The following is a 24,192-nucleotide window of genomic DNA, read 5'->3' on the forward strand; positions in this document are numbered from 1 at the left end:
TATTTTGTAAAAGTAACTATTGAAAATGCGACTAAAACTATTAAAGTAATCAAGAAATAAACTAGATTATTTAATATAAATTTAAAAGCCACTCGAAAGAGTGGCTTTTTTTTTTAATAAATATAATTATTTGATAAACAGTTCAACTAAAAGTGAAAACTATATCTAAATTTTCTTATATTTAATAGCAAAAATTAATTTATTAATCAAATTTAATCGACATGAAGAAAATTACTTTTTTATTTTTCGTACTCTCCTTATGTTTTTGCTCTGTTAGTTATGGGCAATATTTATCAGAAGGATTTGAATCAGGTGTCCCTCCAGCTGGTTGGACCCTAAATGACACTAACCCTGCTTTTTCTTGGGGAACAAATAATTTCAACCCACATAGCGGTCTATATAGTGCACAAGTAACTTATGATCCGGATTTGGTACCTCAAAATGAGGACTTGATAACCCCGGTTTTAGATTTAACAAGTGCTACAAATCCACGGTTGATATTTTGGTTTAACATGAGTTATTATTGGGGTGTAGATCCAGAAAATAATTACGACTTTAATGTAGGTATTACAGATGGCACAACCACAACCCCATTATGGAGTGAAACCGAATTAGGTGTCTTTGTTAATTGGGAATGGAACGAAGTAATTATCGATTTGACTGCTTATGCAGGAACCAATAACATGCAAATTGTATTTAATTATACGGGAATCGATGGAGCTGCCTTGGATATAGACGATGTTTTAATTAATGAAGCTCCAACATGTACTACAGCGGTGGTTGATAGCTCGACCGTAGTTGATGATTGTAATGTACTCGAGTTTTCAGTAGAAGTTGTAGTTTCTACTGTAGGTGACGGTACCTTCATTACAGATGGTATAGGAGGTTCTTTTCCTATAGTTGCAGGAACAGTAACTGCTGGTCCTTATACAGGAGGTGATAATGTAACCTTATCCATTGTGCATTCCGATTCTGATTGCGATTTCGTTTTAGGAAGTTTCCAAACAGGATGTACGCTTCCGGGAGCTGTGTGCGGAAACCCACTTATTGTTGGTGCTCTTCCATATCTCACAACAGACAATACATCAAATTATGGGAATGATTATGAAAATGCTGACGTACCAAGTTTGGCTGGTGCACAATACACCATGGGAACAGGAAGCCCATATTATATTACAGGCGATGATGTTGTGTATGCATTTACACCGGATAACAATGGCTCATTCAATTTCGATTTAACAAATACATTGGATGATTGGATTGGGTTTTGGCTTTTTGAAGGATGTCCGTTTACTTCAGTGGTTGCATATCATACAGCTACTTCTGGAACAACTAGAAGCTTGCCAAACATTACGCTCTCAGGAGGAACAACCTACTACGTTGTCATATCTACATGGGCTGCTCCACAATCAACACCATATACTTTAAATATCAGAGAAAATACGTGTACAGCCGTAACAGTCGCTTACGAAGTCGTGAATGATTGCGATGTAAGTGGTGGTTTCCTAATAGATGTCGATGTTACAGATATGGGAAGTGCTACAGGTATTACAGTGATGGACGATCAAGGAAATGCTTCTCAAGCGTTAACAGCCGTTGGAACTTTACAATTTGGTCCTTACACACTTGGAACAAATGTTGTAATTACTATTAATGATGACAATGATGTGAACTGTACGATAATCAGTTCGGCCATGACTCAAGCCACATGTCCTCCAGATTGTGCTACAACACCATTTCCAGCCGATGGAGCTGTAGATATACCTGTAGGAAACATTACCTTTACATGGGAAGCTCCAACATCAGGACCAGCGCCAACCTCTTATAATTTATATGCTGGTGAAACCCCTTCTGGAGATGATTATGGTTTAATAGGTAACTATCCAGGAACGTCTGCCGCTATCACACTTAATGGTTTTAATATACAATTGTATTGGATAGTAAAGCCAGTTAATGGTACCGTGGAAGCTTCAGGGTGTCCAGTTTGGACCTTTACTACAGAATCTGCTCCAGGGTATTGCTTGTCTGCAGAATATGGACAATATCCTTCTGGCACTTATACGCCAACAACTTGCAATGGTACTACAGAGAATGTAATAACAACTATAGCTTGGGCTAGTGAGTTTTCTGTAGTGGCAGTTACAGCAGGAGTAACTTATCAGTTCAATAGCTCTGTACCAACAGATCTTATTACTATAAGTGCAGATGGCGGTTCAACAGCTGCTGCATATGGAATAACACCTGTTACTTGGACGGCTCCTACAACGGGTGTAGTTAATTTTTATATTCATGCAGACGACCAATGTACAAGCCAATCTGTTAGTAGAGTAAGGTCGGTTTATTGTGGTGGTGATTTAAGTGTGGGCTCTTTCGATTTAAACAGCACATTTACCTATTATCCAAACCCAGTTACAAGTACCTTAACTTTAAGTGGTGTAAAAACTATCGAACAAGTAACTGTTTATAATATGTTAGGACAAAAAGTTTTAAGTTTAAGTCCTAATGCCGTAAGTAGTGAGTTGGATATGTCTCATTTAAATGCAGGCGCTTACTTTGTAAAAGTGCTAAGTAACAAGGCGGAAAAAACCATTAAGGTGATAAAAAAATAAAAGTATCATCTTTAAATTATTTTAAAAAGCCACTCAAACGAGTGGCTTTTATTTATTGGTTTAGCTACATTTGTTGGATGCAGATACAGTTTTCATTTATTATCCCCGTATTTAATCGTCCAGACGAAATACACGAGTTATTAGATAGTTTTACAAAACTAAATACGACTTTAAATTTTGAAATTGTAATTATTGAAGATGGATCCACAATAACGTCTGAAGACATCGTTGCAGCCTACCAGAAAACGCTGAATATCGTTTATTTTAAAAAAAGCAATTCAGGACCTGGCGACTCGAGAAATTTTGGAATGCGTCAAGCAACAGGTAATTATTTTATTATCTTAGATAGCGATTGTATTTTACCACCACAGTATTTAAATGAAGTTGAAAAAAGCTTAAATGAAAGTTTTGTTCATTGTTTTGGCGGACCGGATTCTTCACATGAGTCTTTTTCAGATATTCAAAAAGCCATAAATTTTTCGATGACTTCTTTTATAGCCACAGGAGGGATTAGAGGACATAAAAATAGTGTGAATACTTTTCAGCCTAGAAGTTTCAATATGGGACTTTCTAAAGAGGCTTTTTTAAAATCGAAAGGATTTGGGGAAATCCACCCAGGCGAAGATCCAGATTTGTCTATTAGATTATGGAATCTAGGGTATAAAACCAAATTAATTCCAGAGGCTTATGTGTATCACAAACGTCGTATTTCTTGGTCTAAATTTTATAAACAAGTTAAGAAATTTGGCTTGGTAAGGCCTATTTTAAACCGTTGGCATCCTGAGACGAGGAAAATAACCTATTGGTTTCCAACAGGATTTGTTTTAGGGTTTGTTCTAGCTATTATCTTATGGGTTTTTACTAGTATAAAAGTGCCATTGCTTTTGTTTGGAGTGTATTTTTTAATGGCTTTTATTTTAGCCCTATTTAATACCAAACGTCTAAAAATAGCTGTATTGTCTCTTTTTGCCATTGCCATACAATTTCTTGGCTATGGTTTAGGATTTTTAAAAGCGACGATTTTAATAAATATTCTAAAAAGGAACCCTGAAAAAACATTTCCGGATTTATTCTTTAAAACACCATGTTAAAACATATCAAAACCAAAATATTGGCTTCAGTAAAAAATAAGAAAATCAATGTATTTCTCTTGTTTGTTTTGCTGTCTTTTGTTGTGCTTTTAGTTCTAAAATTATCAAATACCTATACCAATACCATCACTTTTGAAATTAATAAAATACATGTGCCCGAAAAACATTTGGTATTGAATAATACGTCCCAAAAACTTCATATTACCATCCGTTCCCAAGGCTTTAATCTTTTAAAATACTATTTCAATAAACCACGGGTAAATATAGATTTCAGTCAACATATTATTAGGAAAAAAGAGTTCTATGTTTGGAACAAGCATCAAGGTTTTTCAGATTTAAACCTTCAGTTCTCCAAAAATGAAGAAATTGTCAGCATTACCCCAGATACCATAAAATTTAGATACGATGTAAATGCGGTAAAAAAAGTTCCCATTAAGCTACTGGCAAATTTTCATTTTAATAAAGGCTTCGATTTACTGGACTCCATAAAAATAGTTCCAGATTCGATAAAAATTATCGGTCCTGAGATTTTGGTTTCCGAAATTGCTTTTATTGAAACAGATTCCATTCAAATAAAAGATATTAAAACAGATATTAATAAAGTAGTGAATTTAAAATTGCCTAAAAATGAAAATGGAAACCTGAACTTTTCATATACCAAGGTGGCTATTCATGGACATGTGGATAAATTTACCGAAGGGCATTTAAGAGTTCCTGTTTCTGTTATAAATGTTCCAGAAAATCTAACAATTAAGTATTTTCCTAAAAAAGTTTATGTAACTTATTACACGAGTTTGTCTAATTACAATAAGGTTCAAGCAAGCGATTTTGAAATTGTTTGCGATTACAATAAACTAGAGGATGGATCTGATTTTTTAATTCCAGAGATTGCTAAAAAACCAGAGAAAATAAAACATATTAAATTATCTCACGAACATATAGAATTTATTATCATAGAATGAAAATAGTAGGCTTAACAGGAGGTATAGGTAGTGGAAAAACAACAGTAGCCAAGCAATTTAATGCTTTGGGGATTCCCGTGTATATTGCAGACGACGAGGCTAAATTACTTATGAATACCTCCAAAATTATAAAGAAACAACTGATAGCTTTATTTGGAGAAAACGCCTATAAAGACAAGACTTTAAACAGACCTTATCTGGCTGATAAAATATTTAATAATGCAGAAAACCTGGAAAAAATGAATGCGATTGTTCACCCAGAAGTGGCTGCACATTTTAAAGCTTGGGTCGCTAAGCAACAAGCACCTTATGTTTTAAAGGAATCTGCTATTCTATTTGAAAACGGCGCTTATGTTAATTGCGATTATATTATTACAGTTACGGCACCTTTGCCGTTAAGAATGGAGCGTTTGTTAAAAAGAGACGATACTACCGAAGAAAAAATACAAGCCATCATGAACAATCAATGGAATGATGAAGCCAAAATCGAAAAATCGGATTTTGTTATTGTCAATAAAGACTTAAAAGAAACACAACTTCAAGTGCAACTTACTCACGATAAAATCGTTAACTTCATAGCATAAGGTCTAAATTTTAACATTTTTGTTAATGTAAGGTTAAATGCTAACTAAAGTAAATGTTAAAATGTTAATTTTGAACGATGAGCAAAAAGTTATTCGTCATACTAATACTATTAATGAGTTTGTCGTTAGTAGGTATTATTTTCGTTCAAGCATATTATATAAACAATTCTCTTAAAAACGAGGAAGATCAGTTTACTTTTAATGTAAAAAAAGCACTGAGTTATACTTCCAAGAAAATAGAGGATACAGAGTTTAAGGAATATGTATTAAAATTTCAAGATCTTTTAGACCAAGGTGTTAAGCCAGATACTATGGCGTTTAGACAGCTGTATCTAAAAGAAGAGGGAAGAGGCTCTAACGAAAAGTTAATTTACAGAAACAGTATTTTAGAAGAGAATTATAAATTGTCTTCTTCGATCTTTGACATAGGTTTAGACAGTATTAATATAAAAAAAGTACTCAGCGATAGAGAAACAAAAATCTTAAAGAGCAATGCCTTAGAGTCTAATGCCAATTTAAATTTAGACGCTATGATGTTCGAATTTGGAAAGCTCTCAAAAGGAGTCGAAATATTTTACGACACGGCATACGAGGATTTATCTTATCGCGTACCAATCCATAAGCGCGTTACTAAAGAAGATATAAACAATCTTTTTAAATCGAAGTTGGCTGAAGATAATATCAATATCGATTTTCAGTTCGCTATTTACAGTAACGATTTGGCTACTAAAATACAATCGGATGATTTTGAATTGTTAACGGAATCCACTTTTAGTATTCCTATTTTTCAGAATAAAAATGATGTAAGTAATTATAGGCTCTTAGTTAATTTTCCAAAACGGAATACCTTTGTTCAGTCTTCGATTATAAGAATGACATTGCTTTCAATTATTTTTACTTCCATCATCATTATTGCTTATTCAAGTGCCTTGATGCAGTTGTTTAAACAACGTAAAATATCTGAAATAAAAACAGATTTTATAAATAATATGACCCACGAGTTTAAAACCCCTATTGCTACTATAAATTTGGCTTTAGATGCTATTAGAAACCCGAAGGTTATTGATGATAAAGAAAAGGTGCTTCGCTATCTCGGAATGATAAAAGAAGAAAACAAACGTATGCATGCGCAAGTGGAAAATGTATTAAGAATATCTAAACTTGAAAGAAACGAATTAAATATTAGTAAGGAACGTGTGATGCTACACGACTTAATAGAAGACGCTTTATCTCATGTGGAATTGATTGTTGAGGATGCCAAGGGTACAATTGATGTCAATTTAGCCGCAACAAACTCTATGGTGTTGGCAAACGAAACACATTTTACCAATGTTATAGTAAATGTCCTGGACAATGCCATAAAATACACGCCTGAGTCTAGAGCGCCAATAATACATGTTTCTACCGAAAACGTAGGAACTAACATCATTTTAAAAATAAAAGATCAGGGCAGTGGCATGAGTAAAGCTGCACAGAAACGTGTTTTTGAGAAATTTTATAGAGAGCACACGGGGGATAGGCATGACGTTAAAGGTCATGGATTAGGTTTAGCCTACGTTAAACGAATTGTAGAAGACCATCAAGGTCATATATCAGTTGAAAGTGAAAAGGACAAAGGAAGTTTGTTTATTATTAAACTTCCATTAATATCGTAAAAGCTATGAATGAACAACAAAAAAAAATATTATTAGTAGAAGATGATCCAAATTTTGGAACCATCCTTAAAGATTATTTAACCATGAACGATTATGAAGTAACCCATGCCAAAAACGGAATGGAAGGCTTTGAAAAGTTCAAGAAGGACGATTTCGATCTGTGTATTTTAGATGTTATGATGCCATATAAAGATGGATTTACATTGGCTAAAGAGATCAGAGAGAAAAATACCGATGTGCCAATTGTGTTCCTTACGGCTAAAGCCATGAAGGAAGACGTTTTAAAAGGCTACAAGGTTGGGGCAGACGATTATTTAAACAAACCGTTTGATAGTGAAGTTTTATTAATGAAAATTAAAGCTATTATGCAACGAAAAGCAACAGAAACCGTGGCAGACAGCAAACAATTTGAATTTAAAATAGGAAAGTTCGACCTGAATTCTAAACTGCGTTTTTTAATATTCGATGGTGGAGAACAGGTTAAATTATCTCCTAAAGAAAACGAATTGCTACGTATGTTAGCCCTGCACGAAAACGACTTAATGCCAAGAGAATTGGCCTTAACCAAAATTTGGAGAGACGATAACTACTTCACCTCAAGAAGTATGGATGTGTATATTGCGAAATTGAGAAAGTATTTGAAATTAGACGAAAACGTTGAAATTTTAAACATCCATGGCGAAGGCTTTAGATTGGTTGTTAACCAAAACGCCTAGTTATTAAATAGATTTATAGTATAAAAGACTGTCTGAAAGGACGGTCTTTTTTTTGCTAAACTTAAAGCAGACTTTTTATTAAACAGCTTCTTTTCTATATTTAGAAAATATTAAAAACCAAAACAGGAATGATTCTTCAAGGCCAAATAGTGGATGTTTTAAACAAACGTATTTTTAAAGGTGAAGTCACTATTAAAGATGGGAAGATTTTTAGCATCGAAGAAAAACAACACAACAATAACCAATATATTCTTCCAGGGTTTGTAGATGCACATATCCATATAGAAAGTTCCATGTTGGTTCCAAGTGAATTTGCCAGAATTGCTGTAACACATGGAACCGTTGCAACCGTCTCCGATCCGCACGAAATTGCCAATGTCCTTGGTGTTGAAGGGGTGGAATTTATGATTTCCAACGGAAAGAAAACCCCTTTTAAATTTAATTTTGGAGCGCCTTCTTGCGTGCCTGCAACTAGTTTTGAATCGGCGGGAGCTGTAATTGATTCGGAAGGTATTAAATCTTTAATGGCGAATCCGGACATCAAGTATTTAGCCGAAATGATGAATTATCCTGGTGTTTTATTTGATGATGCTGAGGTTTTGAAAAAAATAGCTTGGGCAAAACATTATAACAAACCCGTAGATGGACATGCGCCAGGGTTACGAGGTAATGATCTTAGTAAATACATTCAAGCTGGAATTAGTACCGATCATGAGTGTTTTACTTTTGAAGAAGGTCTGGAAAAGCTTCAAAAAGGTATGAAAGTCTTAATTCGTGAAGGATCTGCTGCCAAAAACTTTGAAGCACTTATCGATTTGCTTCCTGAGCATTTTGAAAACATCATGTTTTGTAGTGACGATAAACATCCAGACGATTTATTACTGCATCATATCAATAATTTGTGTGCTAGAGCAATAGCAAAAGGCATGGACGTTTTTAAGGTGTTACAAGCGGCTTGCATCAATCCTGTAACACATTATAATTTGGATGTTGGCTTATTGAAAGTAGGAGATTTTGCCGATTGCATTGTTGTAGAAGACTTAAAGGAGTTTAAAACCCTTCAAACCTATATTCATGGGGAACTGGTTTTTGATAAAGGAGTTTCATTCATTAAGTCTATTCCGTTTAAAATTCTAAACAATTTTCACACAGATAAAAAAAACCTATCCGATTTTAGATTTGAATCTTCAGCCAAAGAAATCCGAGTAATTGAAGCCTTGGAAGGGCAATTAGTAACTAACGAACTCATTGAAGACAGTTTGTTACAAGATGGAAATCTGGTTTCAAATGTGGATAAAGACATTTTAAAAATGACGGTTGTAAACAGATACCAGAATCAGAAACCAGCCATCGCCTTTATAAAGAATTTCGGATTAAAGGAAGGCGCGATTGCCAGTTCGGTTGGTCACGATTCCCACAACATTATTGCGGTAGGTGTGAGTGATGAGGCTATTTGTAAAGCTGTTAATCTAATTATTGAAAACAAAGGAGGTATTTGTGCTGTTTCTGATTCTGAAGAAAAAGTTGTAGCGCTACCTGTGGCAGGTATTATGAGCGATCAGGATGCTAAAACCATTGGCGCGCAATATGCCCAATTGGATAAGATGGCGAAACAATTAGGAAGCACGCTTCATGCACCTTATATGACTTTGAGTTTTATGGCTTTATTGGTCATTCCATCGTTGAAGTTGAGTGATAAGGGGTTGTTTGATGGGCATGTGTTTGAGTTTACGTCATTGGATGTGAATTAGCTTTTCTTTTCTCGCAGCGTCGCTAAGACGCAAAGTTGTTACTTTTTAAGTTTGTATCTCGGCATCATAACGCATGTACTAACCAAATTTCTAATATATAAAAATGCCCATCATAGAATCCACATACAAAGCACCCTATTTTTTCAGAAATGGATTTGTTGCCACTGTTTACTCCGGTTTAATACGTAAAGTACATGGTCTTAACCAGAAAAGAGAACGCATCACGTTGTTTGATGGGGATTTTCTGGATTTGGATTGGAGTTATTCTGAAGGAAAAACAGAAAAACTTATCATTATTTTACATGGTTTGGAAGGGAATGCCCAACGCCATTATATGACAGGAACTGCAAAATTATTTAATCAGCATCAGGTGGATGCTGTTTCCGTGAATTTTCGTGGGTGTAGTGGGGAAGATAACTTGGCATATCGTTCGTATCATTCTGGTGAAACGGAAGATTTAAAGCAGGTGATTCAGCATGTTTTACAGACAACCGCGTATTCTGAAATTTATATTAAGGGTTTTAGTTTGGGAGGGAATGTTGCTTTAAAATATTTAGGTGAAACCACGCATATTCCAGAGCAGATTAAAGCAGGAATTGCAGTTTCGGTACCTTGTTATTTGGCGGGGTCTGCTAAGGAATTGCATACGCTTAAGAACAGGGCTTTCCATGATAAGTTTAAACAGCATTTAAAGGTAAAACTGCTTTTGAAAGCACAACAGCATCATGACGAATTAAAAGACTCGGACATTAGCGCTATTAAAACGCTTTACGACTTTGATAATCTGTACACGTCCAAAGCTCATGGGTTTTTGGATGCCTCCGACTATTATGAGCAGAGTAGTAGTTTGCAGTTTCTTCCAAACATCCAGATACCAACCTTGCTGATTAATGCCTTAAACGATTCGTTTTTATCTTCAGAATGTTATCCAATAAAAGCAGCCAAAAACAATCCTAATCTCTTTTTGGAAATGCCTAAACATGGAGGTCATGTGGGCTTTTATCAACGAGGTGGTTTTTATTATAATGAAAAACGGGCCTTGAAGTTTGTGGATGAGCTGTTACACGAAGATTCATAGAGTTGCACAGAGATTCACGGAGAATGTATGTAACCTTTGTCTCTTTTTCTAGTAAGGTTTTGTGAGGCCATCATACCCGTTTAGATTTTATTTAAATGACATTTTGTTACCCCAAGTTTGATATGGCTTAATCATGAGGTTGACACGCCTTTGACCCACGGTTTATATGCCTTTAACCCGACTTTAACCCGAAGTAGCTACGGGTGAACCCCCAAGGAAGCCCCTGTGTATATGGGTTTAAAGGAAGTGAAAATAGGGGATAACCTGCAGTTTTTTTGATTTTAAATGGTGGTTTTTGTTGGTTTTGGGTCATGTAAGATTTAATTCTCGCAAGGCCGCAAACCTTCCTATCAGCAGGCGAGGGCGTAATGAATTTATAACTAATATAGGAATGTTTTAATTAAAACTCTTCATGTTTATTGAATTTATTATTGAAAATCAGTGTTTTAGGTTAATTGTGACTTGCCTCTCTTTGAGACTTTGTGAAAACTCTGCGAATCTCTGTGTAATAACCAAAAAAGGTATTTGTATGAATTTTGATGGTTTTGGGTACGTAAGATTTAATTCTCGCAAACCTGTCTGTAATAACCAAAAAACCATCCGGGATAAACCAAAGAAGTGGAATTAAGATCTTACTTATAAACCTCCAAATATTTAAGTTGTTTTTCGATGGCTGTTTTAAAGTCTTTTTTAAGTTCAGAAACCAATTCCGAAACTTTAGGCACATTATGAATGTTCGTCACTCCTTGTCCAGCCGACCAAATGGTGGACCAGGCTTTTGCATCGTCTTTGTGGACGGTTAGTTCTTCACCAAAATCCACTTTCTTTTCTCTTTTCAACATGTCTTCGGTAATTCCCATGGCTTTTAGACTTGGCCCTAAAAAATTGGCTGCAACCCCAGAAATAGCTGCTGTATAAATAATATCGTCTGTTCCAGCTTCCATAATCATGTCTCTGTATGCTTTTGGTGCTTTGCTTTCTTCTGTGTTGATAAAACGGGTTCCCATATAGGCTAAATCGGCGCCCATTTGCAATGCAGAAGCCACATCGCGTCCTGTACTTATACAGCCAGCAAGTAAGATGGTTTTCTTGAAAAAGCTTTTAATTTCAGCTACCAATGGCATTGGGTTTATGGTACCTGCATGACCACCCGCTCCAGCAGATACCAGAATTAATCCATCGACTCCAGCCTCAGCCGCTTTTTCGGCATGGCGTTTTTTTATAATGTCGTGAAATACCAAGCCACCATACGAATGAACCGCTTTAACCAATTCTGGAACAGCACCTAAAGATGTGATAATTAAAGGAACCTGATGTTTTACGCATAATTTTAAATCGGCTTCTAAACGTGGATTTGTATTGTGAACAATGAGATTGACCCCAAATGGCGCCGCCTTTTTTCCTGTTTCTTTTTCAAATTCTGAAAGTGCCGTTTTTATTTCAATCAGCCATGCTTCAAAACCTTCGCTTGTTCTTTGGTTTAGCGCCGGAAAGGTTCCAACAATGCCGTTTTTACAACATTCAATGACCAATTGTGGACCAGAAATTAAAAACATGGGTGCGGCAACAACTGGCAGGGTTAAATTTTTTATAAAGGAAGGGTTGTTCATAATGTATTCAATTTTTAAATAGGAATTTGTATGTGTTTAGAAGAAACATCATTGGCATTTTATAATTAAATCTTGGATGCTAAATAGCTTCATTTACAAATATACCAATCTAAAGTATTGTTTAAATAATTTGTTTTAGAATTCTTTATACCGCTTTTCAAGGGTTTAGGTATATTTTACTAAAAGTTTTTTCTTACATTTATGGAAACCAATTGATTATGCTTAAAAAAGTCTTTGGAAGTGCCGTTTTTGGGGTGGAAGCAACAACTATTGTTGTTGAGGTAAATGTGGACATAGGTATTGGATATCATCTTGTGGGCTTGCCGGATAATGCCATTAAGGAAAGTAATTACCGGATAGCTGCTGCTTTGCAAAACAATGGTTTTAAAATTCCGGGCAAGAAGATTATTATTAATATGTCGCCAGCCGATTTGCGCAAAGAAGGCTCTTCCTACGATCTTACCTTGGCTATTGGGATTCTGGCAGCCACCAATCAAATTCAAGCCGAAGATTTAGAGGATTATTTAATTATGGGCGAACTGTCCCTCGATGGTTCTTTACAGCCTATAAAAGGTGCTTTGCCCATAGCCATAAAAGCTAAGGAAGAAGGGTTTAAGGGGTTTATATTGCCTTTGCAAAATGCCAAAGAAGCTGGAATTGTTTCAGGTTTAAATGTATATGGTGTTGAAAATATAGCCCAAGTGATTAATTATTTCGATAAAGGCGAAAGCCTAGAGCAAACCATCATTGACGTTGAGGAAGAATTTAATAAAAACCTCAATTTTCCAGAATTTGATTTTTCCGATGTTAAAGGCCAAGAATCCATAAAACGCTGTATGGAAATTGCGGCAGCAGGCGGACACAACATTATTTTAATAGGTCCGCCAGGCGCAGGTAAAACCATGTTGGCCAAGCGTTTGCCAAGTATTTTGCCACCTATGACTTTGCACGAAGCTTTGGAGACCACCAAAATACATTCGGTGGTTGGCAGAGTGAAAGAAAACACAGGACTTATGGCACAGCGTCCTTTTAGAAGTCCACATCACACTATTTCGAATGTGGCGTTAGTTGGCGGCGGAAGCTATCCGCAACCAGGCGAGATTTCCTTATCGCATAACGGCGTTTTGTTTTTGGACGAATTACCAGAGTTTAAACGAGACGTTTTGGAAGTGATGCGTCAGCCTTTAGAAGATCGGGAAGTCACCATTTCCAGAGCCAAGTTTACGGTGACCTATCCTTCGTCTTTTATGTTGGTTGCCAGTATGAATCCGAGTCCGAGTGGCTATTTTAACGATCCAGATTCCCCAGTAACCTCGTCTCCGGCCGAAATGCAACGTTATTTAAGCAAGATTTCAGGGCCTTTATTAGATCGGATAGATATACATATAGAAGTTACGCCTGTGCCCTTCGAAAAACTGTCGGATACCAGAAAAGGAGAATCTTCCATAGATATTAGAAAGCGAGTAACAGCAGCAAGAGTCCTTCAAACCAAACGTTTTGAAGCATCGGACACCGTACATTACAACGCACAAATGAACACCAAGCAAATAAGAAAACACTGTTTGTTGGACGAGGCCTCTATGCAGTTATTAAAAATAGCTATGGAGCGGTTAAACTTATCTGCTAGAGCTTACGATCGGATTTTAAAAGTATCCAGAACCATTGCCGATTTGGAAGGAAGCGATAACATACAAGGAGCTCATATTAGCGAAGCTATTCAATATAGAAGCTTGGATAGAGACGGTTGGTTGGGGTAAAATTATATAGAAGCTTTGTTTTAAGACAGTTATCAACCAAGAAGGTTGGTATTTATAAACATACTGAAAACATAAAACTTTGGGTTCGATTACTTTAATAGCGATTACTTGGAAGAAATTTCAATCTTTTTAATATATTTAAGGGCTATTAACCAATTACTATTAATTATGAAAAAATTTAGTCTATTAATTTTAGGCATTCTTATTGGTGGCTTTGCCACCTATTTTCTGGTTCCAAATTCCGGGGAATCACAAATTCAAGCCCCAGATGCTTCGGCAAAAAGTTTTATGGCTCAAATTGCAGCGCCCAAAGGTCTTATAACACCAGATGAAGCCAAAGCCTTAGATGGCGCATTCAACGACAGGCATGCTTTAATTAGCGAATCTATAGTAAAAAGACCAGACAACCGCTCGGCATGGTGGTCTTTAGAAGACATGCAAAATTATTTAAAATATGCAGAAAACGAATCTAAGGAGTTGGGTTACACCATGGATGGGGTACGTGTGTATTTAGGCGCCTATCCAACAGAAAAAGAAGTTGGTTATACGACCATGTTTATAGTGCCAACTGGCCATAAAAACCTTTCTAGAGGTAGTAGTGCTTTCTTTAATATGGCAGCGCCAGGAGGGGATATTCCTGGAGGAAGTGGGTTGAATAAAGGTGAGCCTGGAATGCCACCACTAGCTAACTACCCTCAATAAAGATTATTGAATGAACGATTTTTTAATTGCTTATTATAGTTTTATTACTAAAGGTGTTATTTTGTTTTCTGCAATCATAGGATTTGTTTTATTTAAAAAATACAAAAATACTTCTACCAAGTATTTTATTTTTTTTCTTGGCTATGTTGTGGTTCTTGAACTATTTGCTTATTACCCTACTTTGTTTTTGAAAGTTGAATTTTTAGATCCTTTAAAGGTTATAATAGATAAAACTGTTTTTAAACAAAACCTTTGGGTTTATACATTATTTTGGGACATTGGGAGCATTATGTTTTATTCATTTTTTTATTATAAAATTTTAAATAAGAAAAATAATAAGTTATTAGTTAAATATGTTTCAACATTTTTTTTAATAAGTTCCATTTTATGTATCATCATTAATTGGAATGAATTTTTTGTTGCATTATTTCCATTTATTACAATAATGGGGACCTTAGTAATAATTTTTTATATTGTTTTATTTTTCATTGAATCTCTTATGAGCAATGAAAGTTTAACATTTTTTAAATCTGTAAACTTTTATATTAGTGCTATTCTTCTAATTTGGTGGCTTATTACTGGTCCAGTAGTGTTCTTTGAAAACTATGTATCAGAAGCAGATTGGAATTTTATTTTTTTAAGATGGCAAATATATTTATCAGCAAATATCTTTATGTATTTAGGTTTTGCTTTTGCTTTAATTTTTTGCAAACCTGAAAGCGAATGAGTTGTATGTAAATTTTTATTTAAAATCGAATTATTTTTGGGGGACTAAAAGCGACTCATTTTTAACTTTATACTACATGATTTGAGGCTTTTTATCCATGCCCAAAAGAAATTAACGCATTAAATTTCAGTAACCAATTTTTAATATGCACATGAGTTTAAATAGTTCTTAGAGATAAATAGATGTCATTAGATAACCTACAATACACACTATGTGAGAGAGTTTTTATTTGAATATTATACGCTACTAACAAAGAGTTTTGAGATTTTAGCTCTAGTTGTAGGTATCATCGTCTATAAAAAATATAAACACACCCGTATAGCATATTTTATTTGGTTTTTGGGCTGGATTGTATTTGTAGAAACTATAGGTAACTATCCTACTTATTTAAAAAATTTCGGTTTGTTTCATTTTATAGAGGGGACGCTAATAGAGCGTAATTATTGGTGGTTTACTCTTTTTTGGACGTCTGCATCGACTATATTTTATTCGTGGTTATTGAGTAAGCAATACGTGTCTGTTTCTTTAAGAAGGATCATAAAGTATGGTAGCTATCTCTATATATTGGTTTTGTTATTAACTGTAATTTTGGACCATAAAAGCTTGTTTCATTCTGTTATAAGTCATTTACGTGTTTTAAATGTTTCACTTATAATTCTAAGTTCCATTTTCTATTTTTTCGATTTGCTAATTTCAGATAAACTATTAAACGCCTCTAGTTCCATTTATTTTTATATTGCATGTATTATATTAATTTGGTGGCTTGTTACCTTGCCTTTAGCTTTTTTTGAACCTTATTTTAATCAGGCAGATTGGGGTTTTATAACGATAAAATGGACCGTTATGTTAACAGCTAATATTCTCATGTATTCCGCTTTTGCTTTCGCTCTTGTTTGGTGTGAGCCAGAACCAGAGAAATAACTTATATTTATTGGAATTAAACCATGTCTTGCTAAGTATTTCAAAATAATATGTTAAATTGAAAATTAATTATTTAAATAAAAGATTTTAAGAGATGAAAGATTTTTTACTTTATAATTATGCTTTTGTTAATCTAGCTGTTGTGTTTATAGCAGCATTCTCAGGTCTTATCGTATTTAAAACGTATAAAGAAACACCTGTTAAATATATTATTTACTTTTTGTTTTATGTATTTATTACTCAAGTCATTGGATCTTATTCCTCGATCTTATATCAATTAGGATTCTATCATTTAATAGAAAATACCGTTTTTAGATTCAACTTTTGGTGGGTTACTTTAACCTGGTATATAGGATCTGCCATTTTCCTTACCTGGTATTTTAAAAAAATAATCAACAGTAGGTTTTTAAAGAAAATTCTAAAATATGCCGTTATTTTATTTTTAATTATTTCGATAGCTAGTATCGTCGTTAATTTGGAGCGATTTTTTGGAGGTACATTCAAAATTATTAGAATAGGTAACATGTCTCTTATTATGATAGGAGCGGCCTTTTATTTATATGAATTGTTACAAAGCCCAAAAGTTTTGGAATTTTATAAGGATGTCCATTTCTATATTAGTATTATTTTAATAATTTGGTTGTTAGTAACTATTCCTCTGGTTCATTTTGTTTGCGGGGAAGCAGATACAGACCCAGTTCAAGCCGAATTAAAATGGATAATTATGGTCTATGCCAATATATTTATGTATTTAGCTTTTGCAATAACCCTCATAGTCTTAAAACCGAAGAATGACTTACTTAATTAATACCTTTTTACAAATACAACCCATAGTTTCCACTTCTGCAGAACGTTATTTGCTAATTTATATGATTGGGGTTCTGTTAATAGTAACAAGCTTAGTTGTTATTTTCTTTATTGTTTTTCAAAAGCGAAAAAACAAACTTTTATTAGATAAAATAATACAGCAGCAAGTTTTCGACGAAGAGCTGGCAAGAACACAAACCGAAATCCAGGAGCAAACCCTAAAATATATTGGATGGGAACTGCATGATAATGTGGGGCAGTTATTGGCCTATGCCAGTATGCAGCTAAACATGTTAGCAGCAAAAATACCCGAGGATATGAAAGGGACTTTGGATTTAACTACAAGTACTATTAAAGAAAGTTTAAAAGAAGTGCGATCCCTGTCAAAATCTTTAAACAACGATGTGATTTTAAATATTGGTTTTGAAAAATCCATTACCAATGAATTGGATCGATTAAAACGTATGAAATTTGCTTCGGCCAAATTGCAAATAAAGGGAACAAAAGTGCCCTTAACCAATAAAAAACACGAGATTATTCTATTTAGAATCATGCAAGAATTCTTTTCTAATTCGGTAAAATATTCCGAAGCACATAATCTAAAAGTCGTGTTGGATTATTCCGATACCCAATTGCTTATTGTGGCCTCAGACGATGGGAAAGGCTTTGATGTGGAAGGCGCAAAAAAAGGCTCCGGACTTATTAATATGAAAAGTCGCGCAGATTTAATAGGCGCTAATTTTGATTTGTTCTCTAAGCCCAATGAAGGAGTGATATTAACAATTACCTATTCGTTATAAGGAAGGAATTAAGGCTGAAATAGAATTCATGTCCTAATGCTAATTTCCTTTCATGCGTTCCCACAAATCCTTTAAAAGCTGTTTGGCGTCGTCTCTGTCTTTAACGGTTTCTGTAAAAGTAACTTCTCCTAAAGCATCAGTTTTTATTTCATATTGAAAGGCGAAATTTTGGGCATGAGGTTGTAGGCTTAATAAGCCAAAGCGTAAATCGTTATAAAACAGCTGATCCTCCTTTTTTGTTATGCTATACCAACCTTTAGAAATATGAATCATGCGTTGGACGTTTTCGTTATGAATTAAATCGCCTAAAAGCTCCTGATTTTTTGGATAGGCGTCAAAACGAATGGGGTTTTTATCGAAAAAGGAGTAATATCCAATTAGGTAATGGTCTTTGGTATCCACATTTGCAGCCCATAATATGGTGTTAAACGGCGCTGGTTTTGTTTCAAATAGTGTGTATTCAATTTGCTGTTCTTTTAACTCCTTTTTAAATTGACTAGAAGCCATTGCTTTTAAACCAAAGCTTAACAAAAGATAGCTGCTACTAATTATTAAGCCCATATTATTGTAAAACCGTCTTTTAGGCGCGTCGCGTTTTTGAAAAGCTGCCAATAGTAAAAACACCAAAAAAGGTAGTGTGTACAACGGGTCTATTACGAAAATGGTTTTAAAAGCAATTGGGTAATCCAAGGGCCAAAACAAATGTGTTCCCCAAGTGGTATGCGCATCTAAAATGGGGTGTGTTATAAATCCCCAGAAAAACAACCAGGACCAACCCTTAACGTCTTTATAAGTTTCATATCTAGAAACCAGCCAACCAAAAATGGGTGCAAATACCACAGAAAATATGATGGAATGCGTAAAGCCTCTATGGATTTCCATGGCTGTAACCGTATCTGTAAAATAAGACGACAAAATATCCAAATCGGGAATGGTTCCGGCTATAGCGCCATAAAGCATGGCCTTGTTGCCAACTTTTTTACCGAGAACTGCTTCTCCAACTGCAGCGCCTAAAATAATTTGAGTTAATGAATCCATTTTAATGTAAAAGTCTCCTATTTGGTTTGCTGCAAACTAAACTATTTCTAGGCAACTATAAAAGCGAAATGCTTTAATTTAAAGTACTTTTTTATGTGACATTGGATATAAAAAGAAATTGTAATACCTTTTGCTATTGAAATACTTAAAAAAATGAGCCATGCTTTTAAACGAGACCTTTTGGGAGAATAGATACAAAACAAACGAGACAGGTTGGGATTTAGGGCAGGTCTCTCCGCCTCTAAAAGCGTATATAGATCAATTAACCGATACGGATGTAAACATATTGATTCCTGGAGGTGGAAATTCGTATGAAGCAGCCTATTTGTTTGAACAAGGGTTTAAAAATGTTTATGTCATAGACTTATCGGAAATCCCTCTGCAAAACTTACAAAATAGAATATCCAATTTTCCTTCAGAACAACTCATTCACGGGAATTTTTTTGATTTAGACCAAACCTTTGACTTAATTTTAGAACAAACCTTTTTTTGTGCAATACATCCGACTCTAAGAGCAAAATATGTGTTAAAAATGACCGATTTACTTGGAGAAAAAGGAAAGCTTGTTGGACTACTTTTTGATGCCAGATTGAATGACGACCATCCCCCTTTTGGAGGTTCCAAAGAAGAATATCTGAGCTATTTTAAGCCTCATTTTAAAATTGACATCATGGAAAGTTGTTATAACTCCATTGAGAGCAGACAAGGAAAGGAATTGTTTTTTAAAGTGCAACACGGAAACAGTTAAACGCTTCGATAATAAACTTGATGTCTGGCAGAATAATTAAACTGTTTTGTTTTTGAGTGCTATGTAATACTTGATACAAATAAAATTAATTGTAACTTATACTTTTGAAATACTAAAACCAAAAGATGGAAGACATGTTATTCTACGATAGAATGCAGTTTGCATTTACTATCACATTCCACTACCTATTTCCACAGCTAACTATGGGATTGTCTTTAATGATTGTCTATTTTAAATGGAAATTTCTAAGAACTAAAATTGATACATATAACGATGCGGCAAAATTCTGGATGAAAATATTCGCCTTAAATTTTGCTATGGGAGTGGTCACGGGAATTCCCATGGAATTTCAATTTGGTACCAATTGGGCCAAGTTTTCGGAATTAACTGGAGGGATTATTGGTCAAACGCTTGCCATGGAAGGGATGTTTTCCTTTTTTCTTGAATCTTCCTTCTTAGGTCTCTTTTTGTTTGGTGAAAAACTAATGGGACAGAAACTCCATTTCTTAACCGGGTTTTTAGTCTTTTTGGGCTCCTGGGCCAGTGGGTATTTAATAATAGCCACGCATTCATGGATGCAGTATCCGGTAGGTTATGAGATCTTGGAAAACGGAAGATTTGTGCTCACTAACTTCGGAGCCTTATTTTCCAATCCTTGGTTAATGCCCGCGTTTTTACACAATCAAATGGGGTCTGTAGTAACATCCGCTTTTGTGGTTGCTGGTGTTGGTGCTTTTTATCTGTTGAATGATACACATAGCGGTTTTGGAAAACTCTTTGTAAAAACAGGCGTTATTTTCGGTTTGATTTCAAGTATATTATTAGCTTTTCCAACAGGAGATTGGATGGCTAAAAATGTAGCAGAACGTCAGCCTGTAACATTTGCGGCTATGGAAGGGGTTTTTGAAACTGAAGAAGGTGGTGCCGAAATTATTTTAATCGGTCAGCCCGATGTGGAAAATAAAAAACTAGACAACAAAATAGCCGTTCCAAATGTGCTTAGTTTTTTAACTTACCAACGTTGGGATGCAGAGATAAAAGGCTTGAATGAATTTGATGAAAGTGTATATCCAACAAATATTCCAGGCTTGTATTATGCCTATCATATTATGGTGGGTTTGGGAACCATTTTTATCGGGCTTTTGCTCATGGCAGGCATTCAGCTTTACCGTAAAAAACTTTATAAAACAAAATGGATTTTATGGTCGCTTATGTTTATGCTACCATTTCCATATATAGCCAACACAGCTGGCTGGTACACGGCAGAGCTTGGCAGACAACCCTGGTTGGTGTACGATTTATTACGAACGGCTGATGGTATTTCGCCTACCGTTTCATCTGGAAACACCTTGTTTACTTTGTTAGGCTTTATTGGGCTTTATGCGTTGTTGGGATTATTGTTTGTCATGCTTGCTGGAAAAATTATCAAGAAAGGACCTGAAACTTCAAAAATAAACTAACTATGGAATTATTTTGGTATCTCGTTTTAATGACCATGCTAACCATTTATGTCATCTTAGATGGTTATGATTTTGGAGCAGGAATTATTCATCTATTTTTTGCAAAAACAGAAAAGGACAAAAAAGCCGTCACAAATGCCATTGGTCCATTTTGGGATGCCAATGAAGTTTGGTTAATTGCCGTTGGAGGCGTTTTGTTTTTTGCTTTTCCAACTTTGTATGCCTCCTCTTTTAGTGGGTTTTACTTACCACTAATCATGATTTTATGGTTGCTTATTTTCCGGGCCATTGGTTTGGAATTACGTGGACAAATAAAAAATAGGATGTGGGAAGCGATCTGGGATAAAGCCTTTGGGATTTCCAGTTTGCTTTTAGCCTTATTTTTTGGAGTGGCTTTAGGAAACGTGGTTAGAGGTGTCAATTTAGGGAATGTCGTCAATGGGGTTTCCACTCACGAAGCACATTATTTCTTTTTGCCTCTTTGGAATCCAACTTTCAGTCCACAAGCAGAATTACTTGGCGTTATCGATTGGTTTACCTTGTTATTAGGGATTATTGGAGTGGTAGCATTAACCATTCATGGAGCCAATTGGATTATTTTTAAAACCAATTCAGACTTAAATCCAAAATTAAAAAGAGTGGTTTTTAATCTTAATTTTGTACTTCTAGCGCTCGTTATCATCTCTCTATTGGTATGGCATGTTATTGAACCAAAACCCTTCCATAATTTTATGAAAAACCCTTGGATGTGGATTTTTCCACTCATCACATTTATAGGGCTTTTTGGATTGTTTAAAGTAAAAACCTTTGTAAAACATGGTTTGGGATTTTTGTTTTCATCTTTATTTTTATTTGGAGGATTAACAAGTACTGTCGCATCCATTTTCCCAAAAGTTTTACCATCAACAAATGCTATTAATCCAGATTTAACTATTTATAATGTTGCAGCAGACGCATACGGGTTGTCCGTTGGTGTCTATTGGTTTGTAATTGCTATTGTGCTCGTTGCCGTTTATATGGTTATCCAGTATAAAGTTTTTAAAGGAAAAATGGACCATGTGGGATATGGCGATCATTAACGGATAACAACAAATTACAGACTAAACATGACAGATACCTTAATTTCCATGATCAGCATTTTTAGTGGAATCCTAGGAGCAAACCTGATGGCTTTATTGTATAAAAAATCTTGTTTGGGTTTTACGGGAAACACCATTACTGGAATTTTTGGAAGTATATTTTTTATTAAATCCTTTGGAAGACTTGGTTTTGATCCAAGAACCATCATGATAACAGGTCAGGTAAATGACCTATTATTTACAGTTAATCTTATAGTGTCTTTTCTCGGCGGAGTTTTAGGACTTTGTTTTATTAAATGGGCCGTCCAAAAATTAAATAATACCAAGTAATTTATGCCTAATTAATTCTTATGTAACATAAGTTGCTGTGCAGTTTATTTTAAAAAGCCACCTTTACCATATCATAAAGTGTTTTAGTTGTCTAATAATCCGTATGATGGATATCATGTGCTAAGATTAATTTTTAAGCTAACTTCACGATAATAAAATATAAAGAAATGGCTAAAATTGTTGTTTTAGGTGCTGGTATCTCAGGTCACGTTGCTGCATCTCATTTACGTAGAAAACTCTCTAAAGAGCATGAAGTTGTGGTGGTTTCACCAAATAGCAATTATCAATGGATTCCTTCTAATATTTGGGTGGGAATTGGGAGAATGAAATCAAAACAGATTCTCTTTCCTTTAGAACCTTTATATAAAAAGAAAAATATTGACTTCAAGCAGGCAAAAGCTATCACCTTTCATCCGGAAGGTGATCAAACTGAAAACAAACCTTACGTTCTAGTAGAGTACGTTGTTGGAGATAAAAAAGGTCAGCAAGAAAAAGTAACTTACGATTATTTGATAAACGGAACAGGTCCGAAGCTTAATTTTGAGGCTACTGAAGGATTAATTCCGGGTCAAAATAAAGCATTCTCAGTTTGTACTTACACACATGCAGAACATGCTTGGGAAAATCTAGAAGCACTTATTCAAGAAATGAAGCAAGGTAAAAAGGCCAAAATCCTTATTGGAACTGGGCATGCAAAATCTACTTGCCAAGGCGCCGCTTTCGAATACATTTTAAATGTAGAACATGAATTACGTAAACATAAAGTACGTGATATGGTGGAGATTACTTGGATTTCCAACGAGTATAAACTTGGCGATTTTGGTATGGATGGCATGCTTTTAAGTTATGGAAGCATGACCATGAAATCCCATGAAATGATAGAAATGGTTTTTGAAGATAGAGGCATTAAATGGATCCTTGGTTCTGCAGTAAATAAAATTGAAGACGGCATCGCTCACTACGAAAACTTAGAAGGCGAATATAAAACTGAGACTTACGATTTTGCCATGTTAATTCCAGCGTTTTCAGGGCACGGCTTTAAAGCTTTCGATAAAAACGATCAGGATATTACAGATAAACTCTTTAAGGGCTTTATGATAGTCGATGCAGATTATACACCAAAACCTTACGAAGAATGGTCGGTTCAAGATTGGCCGGAAACCTATCAGAATCCTTCATATAAAAATATTTTTGCACCAGGAATTGCTTTTGCTCCACCTCATTCTATATCCAAACCTAGAACAAGTAAAAACGGAACAGATATTACACCGGCACCTCCAAGAACAGGAATGCCCTCGGGAATTACGGCTAAAATTGTAGCAGATAATATTATAGATAGCATTAAAACAGGCAAGGAGTCCTTGAACCATAAAGGGTCGATGGGAAATATGGGCGCTGCGTGTATCGCTTCGGCTGGCTTCGGACTTACTTCTGGAAGTGGCGTAAGCATCACTACGTTTCCAATTGTTCCCGATTATAATAAATATCCAAGAACCCAAGGCAGACAACTTGGTAAAACCTTTGGGGAAATAGGCTTAGCGGGACACTGGCTAAAACTAACATTGCATTACGCATTTATTTACAAAGCTAAAATGAAACCATTTTGGTGGTTGCTTCCAGAGTAGTAGGCAGATGGTAGAGTTGGTAGTAGGTAGTGAGTAGAAAAATATTCAAATTAAAAATTTATAAAATGACAGAACGTATCTCAAAATATCAGCGCTTTAAAATGATGAATCCCATCATTCAATTCTTCAAATACATATACTT

Annotated in this window: 21 protein-coding genes; 19 read left to right on the forward strand and 2 right to left on the reverse strand. The window is 35.1% G+C overall.

What is annotated here, in order from left to right; translation table 11 throughout:
• Nucleotides 1–221: 221 nt before the first annotated feature.
• The 8 genes from VKY47_RS09430 to VKY47_RS09465 all read left to right on the forward strand — a co-directional run bounded on the left by VKY47_RS09430 (nt 222) and on the right by VKY47_RS09465 (nt 10,446).
• Nucleotides 222–2,609, forward strand: a complete 2,388-nt coding sequence (locus tag VKY47_RS09430) for a T9SS type A sorting domain-containing protein (RefSeq protein ID WP_324312296.1) — start codon at nt 222–224, stop codon at nt 2,607–2,609.
• A gap of 77 nt (nt 2,610–2,686) precedes the next feature.
• The gene (locus VKY47_RS09435) at nt 2,687–3,700 is read left to right on the forward strand and encodes a glycosyltransferase family 2 protein (RefSeq protein WP_324312297.1); all 1,014 of its coding nucleotides are present in this window, start codon (nt 2,687–2,689) and stop codon (nt 3,698–3,700) included.
• Nucleotides 3,694–4,662, forward strand: a complete 969-nt coding sequence (locus tag VKY47_RS09440) for a CdaR family protein (protein WP_324312298.1) — start codon at nt 3,694–3,696, stop codon at nt 4,660–4,662. Before VKY47_RS09435 ends, VKY47_RS09440 begins: the two co-directional genes overlap by 7 nt.
• Nucleotides 4,659–5,246, forward strand: a complete 588-nt coding sequence (gene coaE, locus VKY47_RS09445) for a dephospho-CoA kinase (protein WP_324312300.1) — start codon at nt 4,659–4,661, stop codon at nt 5,244–5,246. Before VKY47_RS09440 ends, coaE begins: the two co-directional genes overlap by 4 nt.
• A gap of 77 nt (nt 5,247–5,323) precedes the next feature.
• A complete protein-coding gene (locus VKY47_RS09450) occupies nt 5,324–6,901 on the forward strand; it encodes a sensor histidine kinase (protein ID WP_324312302.1) in 1,578 nt (525 codons plus the stop codon).
• Between the two features lie 5 nt (nt 6,902–6,906).
• Nucleotides 6,907–7,617, forward strand: coding sequence for a response regulator transcription factor (locus VKY47_RS09455; protein ID WP_324312303.1), 711 nt, complete (start codon nt 6,907–6,909; stop codon nt 7,615–7,617).
• A 128-nt stretch (nt 7,618–7,745) separates the two neighbouring features.
• Nucleotides 7,746–9,368 carry an adenine deaminase gene (ade, locus tag VKY47_RS09460; RefSeq protein WP_324312305.1) on the forward strand — a complete coding sequence of 541 codons (1,623 nt, stop codon included), beginning with the start codon at nt 7,746–7,748 and terminating at the stop codon, nt 9,366–9,368.
• A 103-nt stretch (nt 9,369–9,471) separates the two neighbouring features.
• Nucleotides 9,472–10,446 (forward strand): YheT family hydrolase, encoded by a 975-nt coding sequence (locus tag VKY47_RS09465; RefSeq protein ID WP_324312307.1) that lies wholly within the window; start codon nt 9,472–9,474, stop codon nt 10,444–10,446.
• A gap of 632 nt (nt 10,447–11,078) precedes the next feature.
• Here VKY47_RS09465 and VKY47_RS09470 read toward each other — a convergent pair.
• Nucleotides 11,079–12,056, reverse strand: a complete 978-nt coding sequence (locus tag VKY47_RS09470) for an NAD(P)H-dependent flavin oxidoreductase (RefSeq protein WP_324312309.1) — start codon at nt 12,054–12,056, stop codon at nt 11,079–11,081.
• Between the two features lie 218 nt (nt 12,057–12,274).
• On the opposite strand from VKY47_RS09470, the gene VKY47_RS09475 reads away from it, so the two are divergent.
• The 6 genes from VKY47_RS09475 (at nt 12,275) to VKY47_RS09500 (ending at nt 17,770) form a co-directional block, all read left to right on the forward strand.
• Complete coding sequence (locus VKY47_RS09475; protein WP_324312310.1) at nt 12,275–13,813, forward strand: YifB family Mg chelatase-like AAA ATPase; 1,539 nt, start codon at nt 12,275–12,277, stop codon at nt 13,811–13,813.
• Nucleotides 13,814–13,981: 168 nt separating this feature from the next.
• Complete coding sequence (locus VKY47_RS09480) at nt 13,982–14,515, forward strand: hypothetical protein (RefSeq protein ID WP_324312312.1); 534 nt, start codon at nt 13,982–13,984, stop codon at nt 14,513–14,515.
• Between the two features lie 10 nt (nt 14,516–14,525).
• Nucleotides 14,526–15,242: a hypothetical protein gene (locus VKY47_RS09485; RefSeq protein WP_324312313.1), complete on the forward strand. Its 717-nt coding sequence runs from the start codon at nt 14,526–14,528 to the stop codon at nt 15,240–15,242.
• A gap of 213 nt (nt 15,243–15,455) precedes the next feature.
• Entirely contained in the window at nt 15,456–16,163 is a 708-nt protein-coding gene (locus VKY47_RS09490) for a hypothetical protein (RefSeq protein WP_324312315.1), read from the forward strand.
• 94 nt (nt 16,164–16,257) lie between these two features.
• Entirely contained in the window at nt 16,258–16,971 is a 714-nt protein-coding gene (locus VKY47_RS09495) for a hypothetical protein (protein ID WP_324312316.1), read from the forward strand.
• Nucleotides 16,955–17,770: a sensor histidine kinase gene (locus VKY47_RS09500; protein ID WP_324312317.1), complete on the forward strand. Its 816-nt coding sequence runs from the start codon at nt 16,955–16,957 to the stop codon at nt 17,768–17,770. The genes VKY47_RS09495 and VKY47_RS09500 overlap by 17 nt, the downstream gene beginning before the upstream one ends.
• Nucleotides 17,771–17,809: 39 nt before the next feature.
• On the opposite strand, the gene VKY47_RS09505 is transcribed toward VKY47_RS09500, so the two are convergent.
• Nucleotides 17,810–18,808, reverse strand: a complete 999-nt coding sequence (locus VKY47_RS09505) for a metal-dependent hydrolase (RefSeq protein ID WP_324312318.1) — start codon at nt 18,806–18,808, stop codon at nt 17,810–17,812.
• Between the two features lie 160 nt (nt 18,809–18,968).
• On the opposite strand from VKY47_RS09505, the gene VKY47_RS09510 reads away from it, so the two are divergent.
• From VKY47_RS09510 to VKY47_RS09530, 5 genes are all read left to right on the forward strand, one after another.
• Entirely contained in the window at nt 18,969–19,556 is a 588-nt protein-coding gene (locus VKY47_RS09510; RefSeq protein ID WP_324312319.1) for a methyltransferase domain-containing protein, read from the forward strand.
• A gap of 125 nt (nt 19,557–19,681) precedes the next feature.
• Nucleotides 19,682–21,016, forward strand: a complete 1,335-nt coding sequence (locus tag VKY47_RS09515; protein WP_324312320.1) for a cytochrome ubiquinol oxidase subunit I — start codon at nt 19,682–19,684, stop codon at nt 21,014–21,016.
• A gap of 2 nt (nt 21,017–21,018) precedes the next feature.
• Nucleotides 21,019–22,095 carry a cytochrome d ubiquinol oxidase subunit II gene (gene cydB / locus VKY47_RS09520; RefSeq protein ID WP_324312321.1) on the forward strand — a complete coding sequence of 359 codons (1,077 nt, stop codon included), beginning with the start codon at nt 21,019–21,021 and terminating at the stop codon, nt 22,093–22,095.
• A gap of 27 nt (nt 22,096–22,122) precedes the next feature.
• Nucleotides 22,123–22,425 (forward strand): hypothetical protein, encoded by a 303-nt coding sequence (locus VKY47_RS09525; protein ID WP_324312323.1) that lies wholly within the window; start codon nt 22,123–22,125, stop codon nt 22,423–22,425.
• Between the two features lie 167 nt (nt 22,426–22,592).
• Nucleotides 22,593–24,050 (forward strand): NAD(P)/FAD-dependent oxidoreductase, encoded by a 1,458-nt coding sequence (locus VKY47_RS09530; RefSeq protein ID WP_324312324.1) that lies wholly within the window; start codon nt 22,593–22,595, stop codon nt 24,048–24,050.
• Nucleotides 24,051–24,192: the final 142 nt, after the last annotated feature.

The sequence above is a fragment of the Xanthomarina sp. genome, from assembly GCF_035306705.1.
In the GTDB taxonomy this organism is placed as follows: Bacteria; Bacteroidota; Bacteroidia; order Flavobacteriales; family Flavobacteriaceae; genus Xanthomarina.

Excerpts from the sequence above, each read along its gene's own strand:
- VKY47_RS09430 (WP_324312296.1), top strand. The coding sequence starts at position 222 with ATGAAGAAAATTACTTTTTTATTTTTCGTACTCTCCTTATGTTTTTGC.
- VKY47_RS09435 (WP_324312297.1), top strand. The coding sequence starts at position 2,687 with ATGCAGATACAGTTTTCATTTATTATCCCCGTATTTAATCGTCCAGAC.
- VKY47_RS09440 (WP_324312298.1), top strand. The coding sequence starts at position 3,694 with ATGTTAAAACATATCAAAACCAAAATATTGGCTTCAGTAAAAAATAAG.
- coaE (WP_324312300.1), top strand. The coding sequence starts at position 4,659 with ATGAAAATAGTAGGCTTAACAGGAGGTATAGGTAGTGGAAAAACAACA.
- VKY47_RS09450 (WP_324312302.1), top strand. The coding sequence starts at position 5,324 with ATGAGCAAAAAGTTATTCGTCATACTAATACTATTAATGAGTTTGTCG.
- VKY47_RS09455 (WP_324312303.1), top strand. The coding sequence starts at position 6,907 with ATGAATGAACAACAAAAAAAAATATTATTAGTAGAAGATGATCCAAAT.
- ade (WP_324312305.1), top strand. The coding sequence starts at position 7,746 with ATGATTCTTCAAGGCCAAATAGTGGATGTTTTAAACAAACGTATTTTT.
- VKY47_RS09465 (WP_324312307.1), top strand. The coding sequence starts at position 9,472 with ATGCCCATCATAGAATCCACATACAAAGCACCCTATTTTTTCAGAAAT.
- VKY47_RS09470 (WP_324312309.1), bottom strand. The coding sequence starts at position 12,056 with ATGAACAACCCTTCCTTTATAAAAAATTTAACCCTGCCAGTTGTTGCC.
- VKY47_RS09475 (WP_324312310.1), top strand. The coding sequence starts at position 12,275 with ATGCTTAAAAAAGTCTTTGGAAGTGCCGTTTTTGGGGTGGAAGCAACA.
- VKY47_RS09480 (WP_324312312.1), top strand. The coding sequence starts at position 13,982 with ATGAAAAAATTTAGTCTATTAATTTTAGGCATTCTTATTGGTGGCTTT.
- VKY47_RS09485 (WP_324312313.1), top strand. The coding sequence starts at position 14,526 with ATGAACGATTTTTTAATTGCTTATTATAGTTTTATTACTAAAGGTGTT.
- VKY47_RS09495 (WP_324312316.1), top strand. The coding sequence starts at position 16,258 with ATGAAAGATTTTTTACTTTATAATTATGCTTTTGTTAATCTAGCTGTT.
- VKY47_RS09500 (WP_324312317.1), top strand. The coding sequence starts at position 16,955 with ATGACTTACTTAATTAATACCTTTTTACAAATACAACCCATAGTTTCC.
- VKY47_RS09505 (WP_324312318.1), bottom strand. The coding sequence starts at position 18,808 with ATGGATTCATTAACTCAAATTATTTTAGGCGCTGCAGTTGGAGAAGCA.
- VKY47_RS09510 (WP_324312319.1), top strand. The coding sequence starts at position 18,969 with ATGCTTTTAAACGAGACCTTTTGGGAGAATAGATACAAAACAAACGAG.
- VKY47_RS09515 (WP_324312320.1), top strand. The coding sequence starts at position 19,682 with ATGGAAGACATGTTATTCTACGATAGAATGCAGTTTGCATTTACTATC.
- cydB (WP_324312321.1), top strand. The coding sequence starts at position 21,019 with ATGGAATTATTTTGGTATCTCGTTTTAATGACCATGCTAACCATTTAT.
- VKY47_RS09525 (WP_324312323.1), top strand. The coding sequence starts at position 22,123 with ATGACAGATACCTTAATTTCCATGATCAGCATTTTTAGTGGAATCCTA.
- VKY47_RS09530 (WP_324312324.1), top strand. The coding sequence starts at position 22,593 with ATGGCTAAAATTGTTGTTTTAGGTGCTGGTATCTCAGGTCACGTTGCT.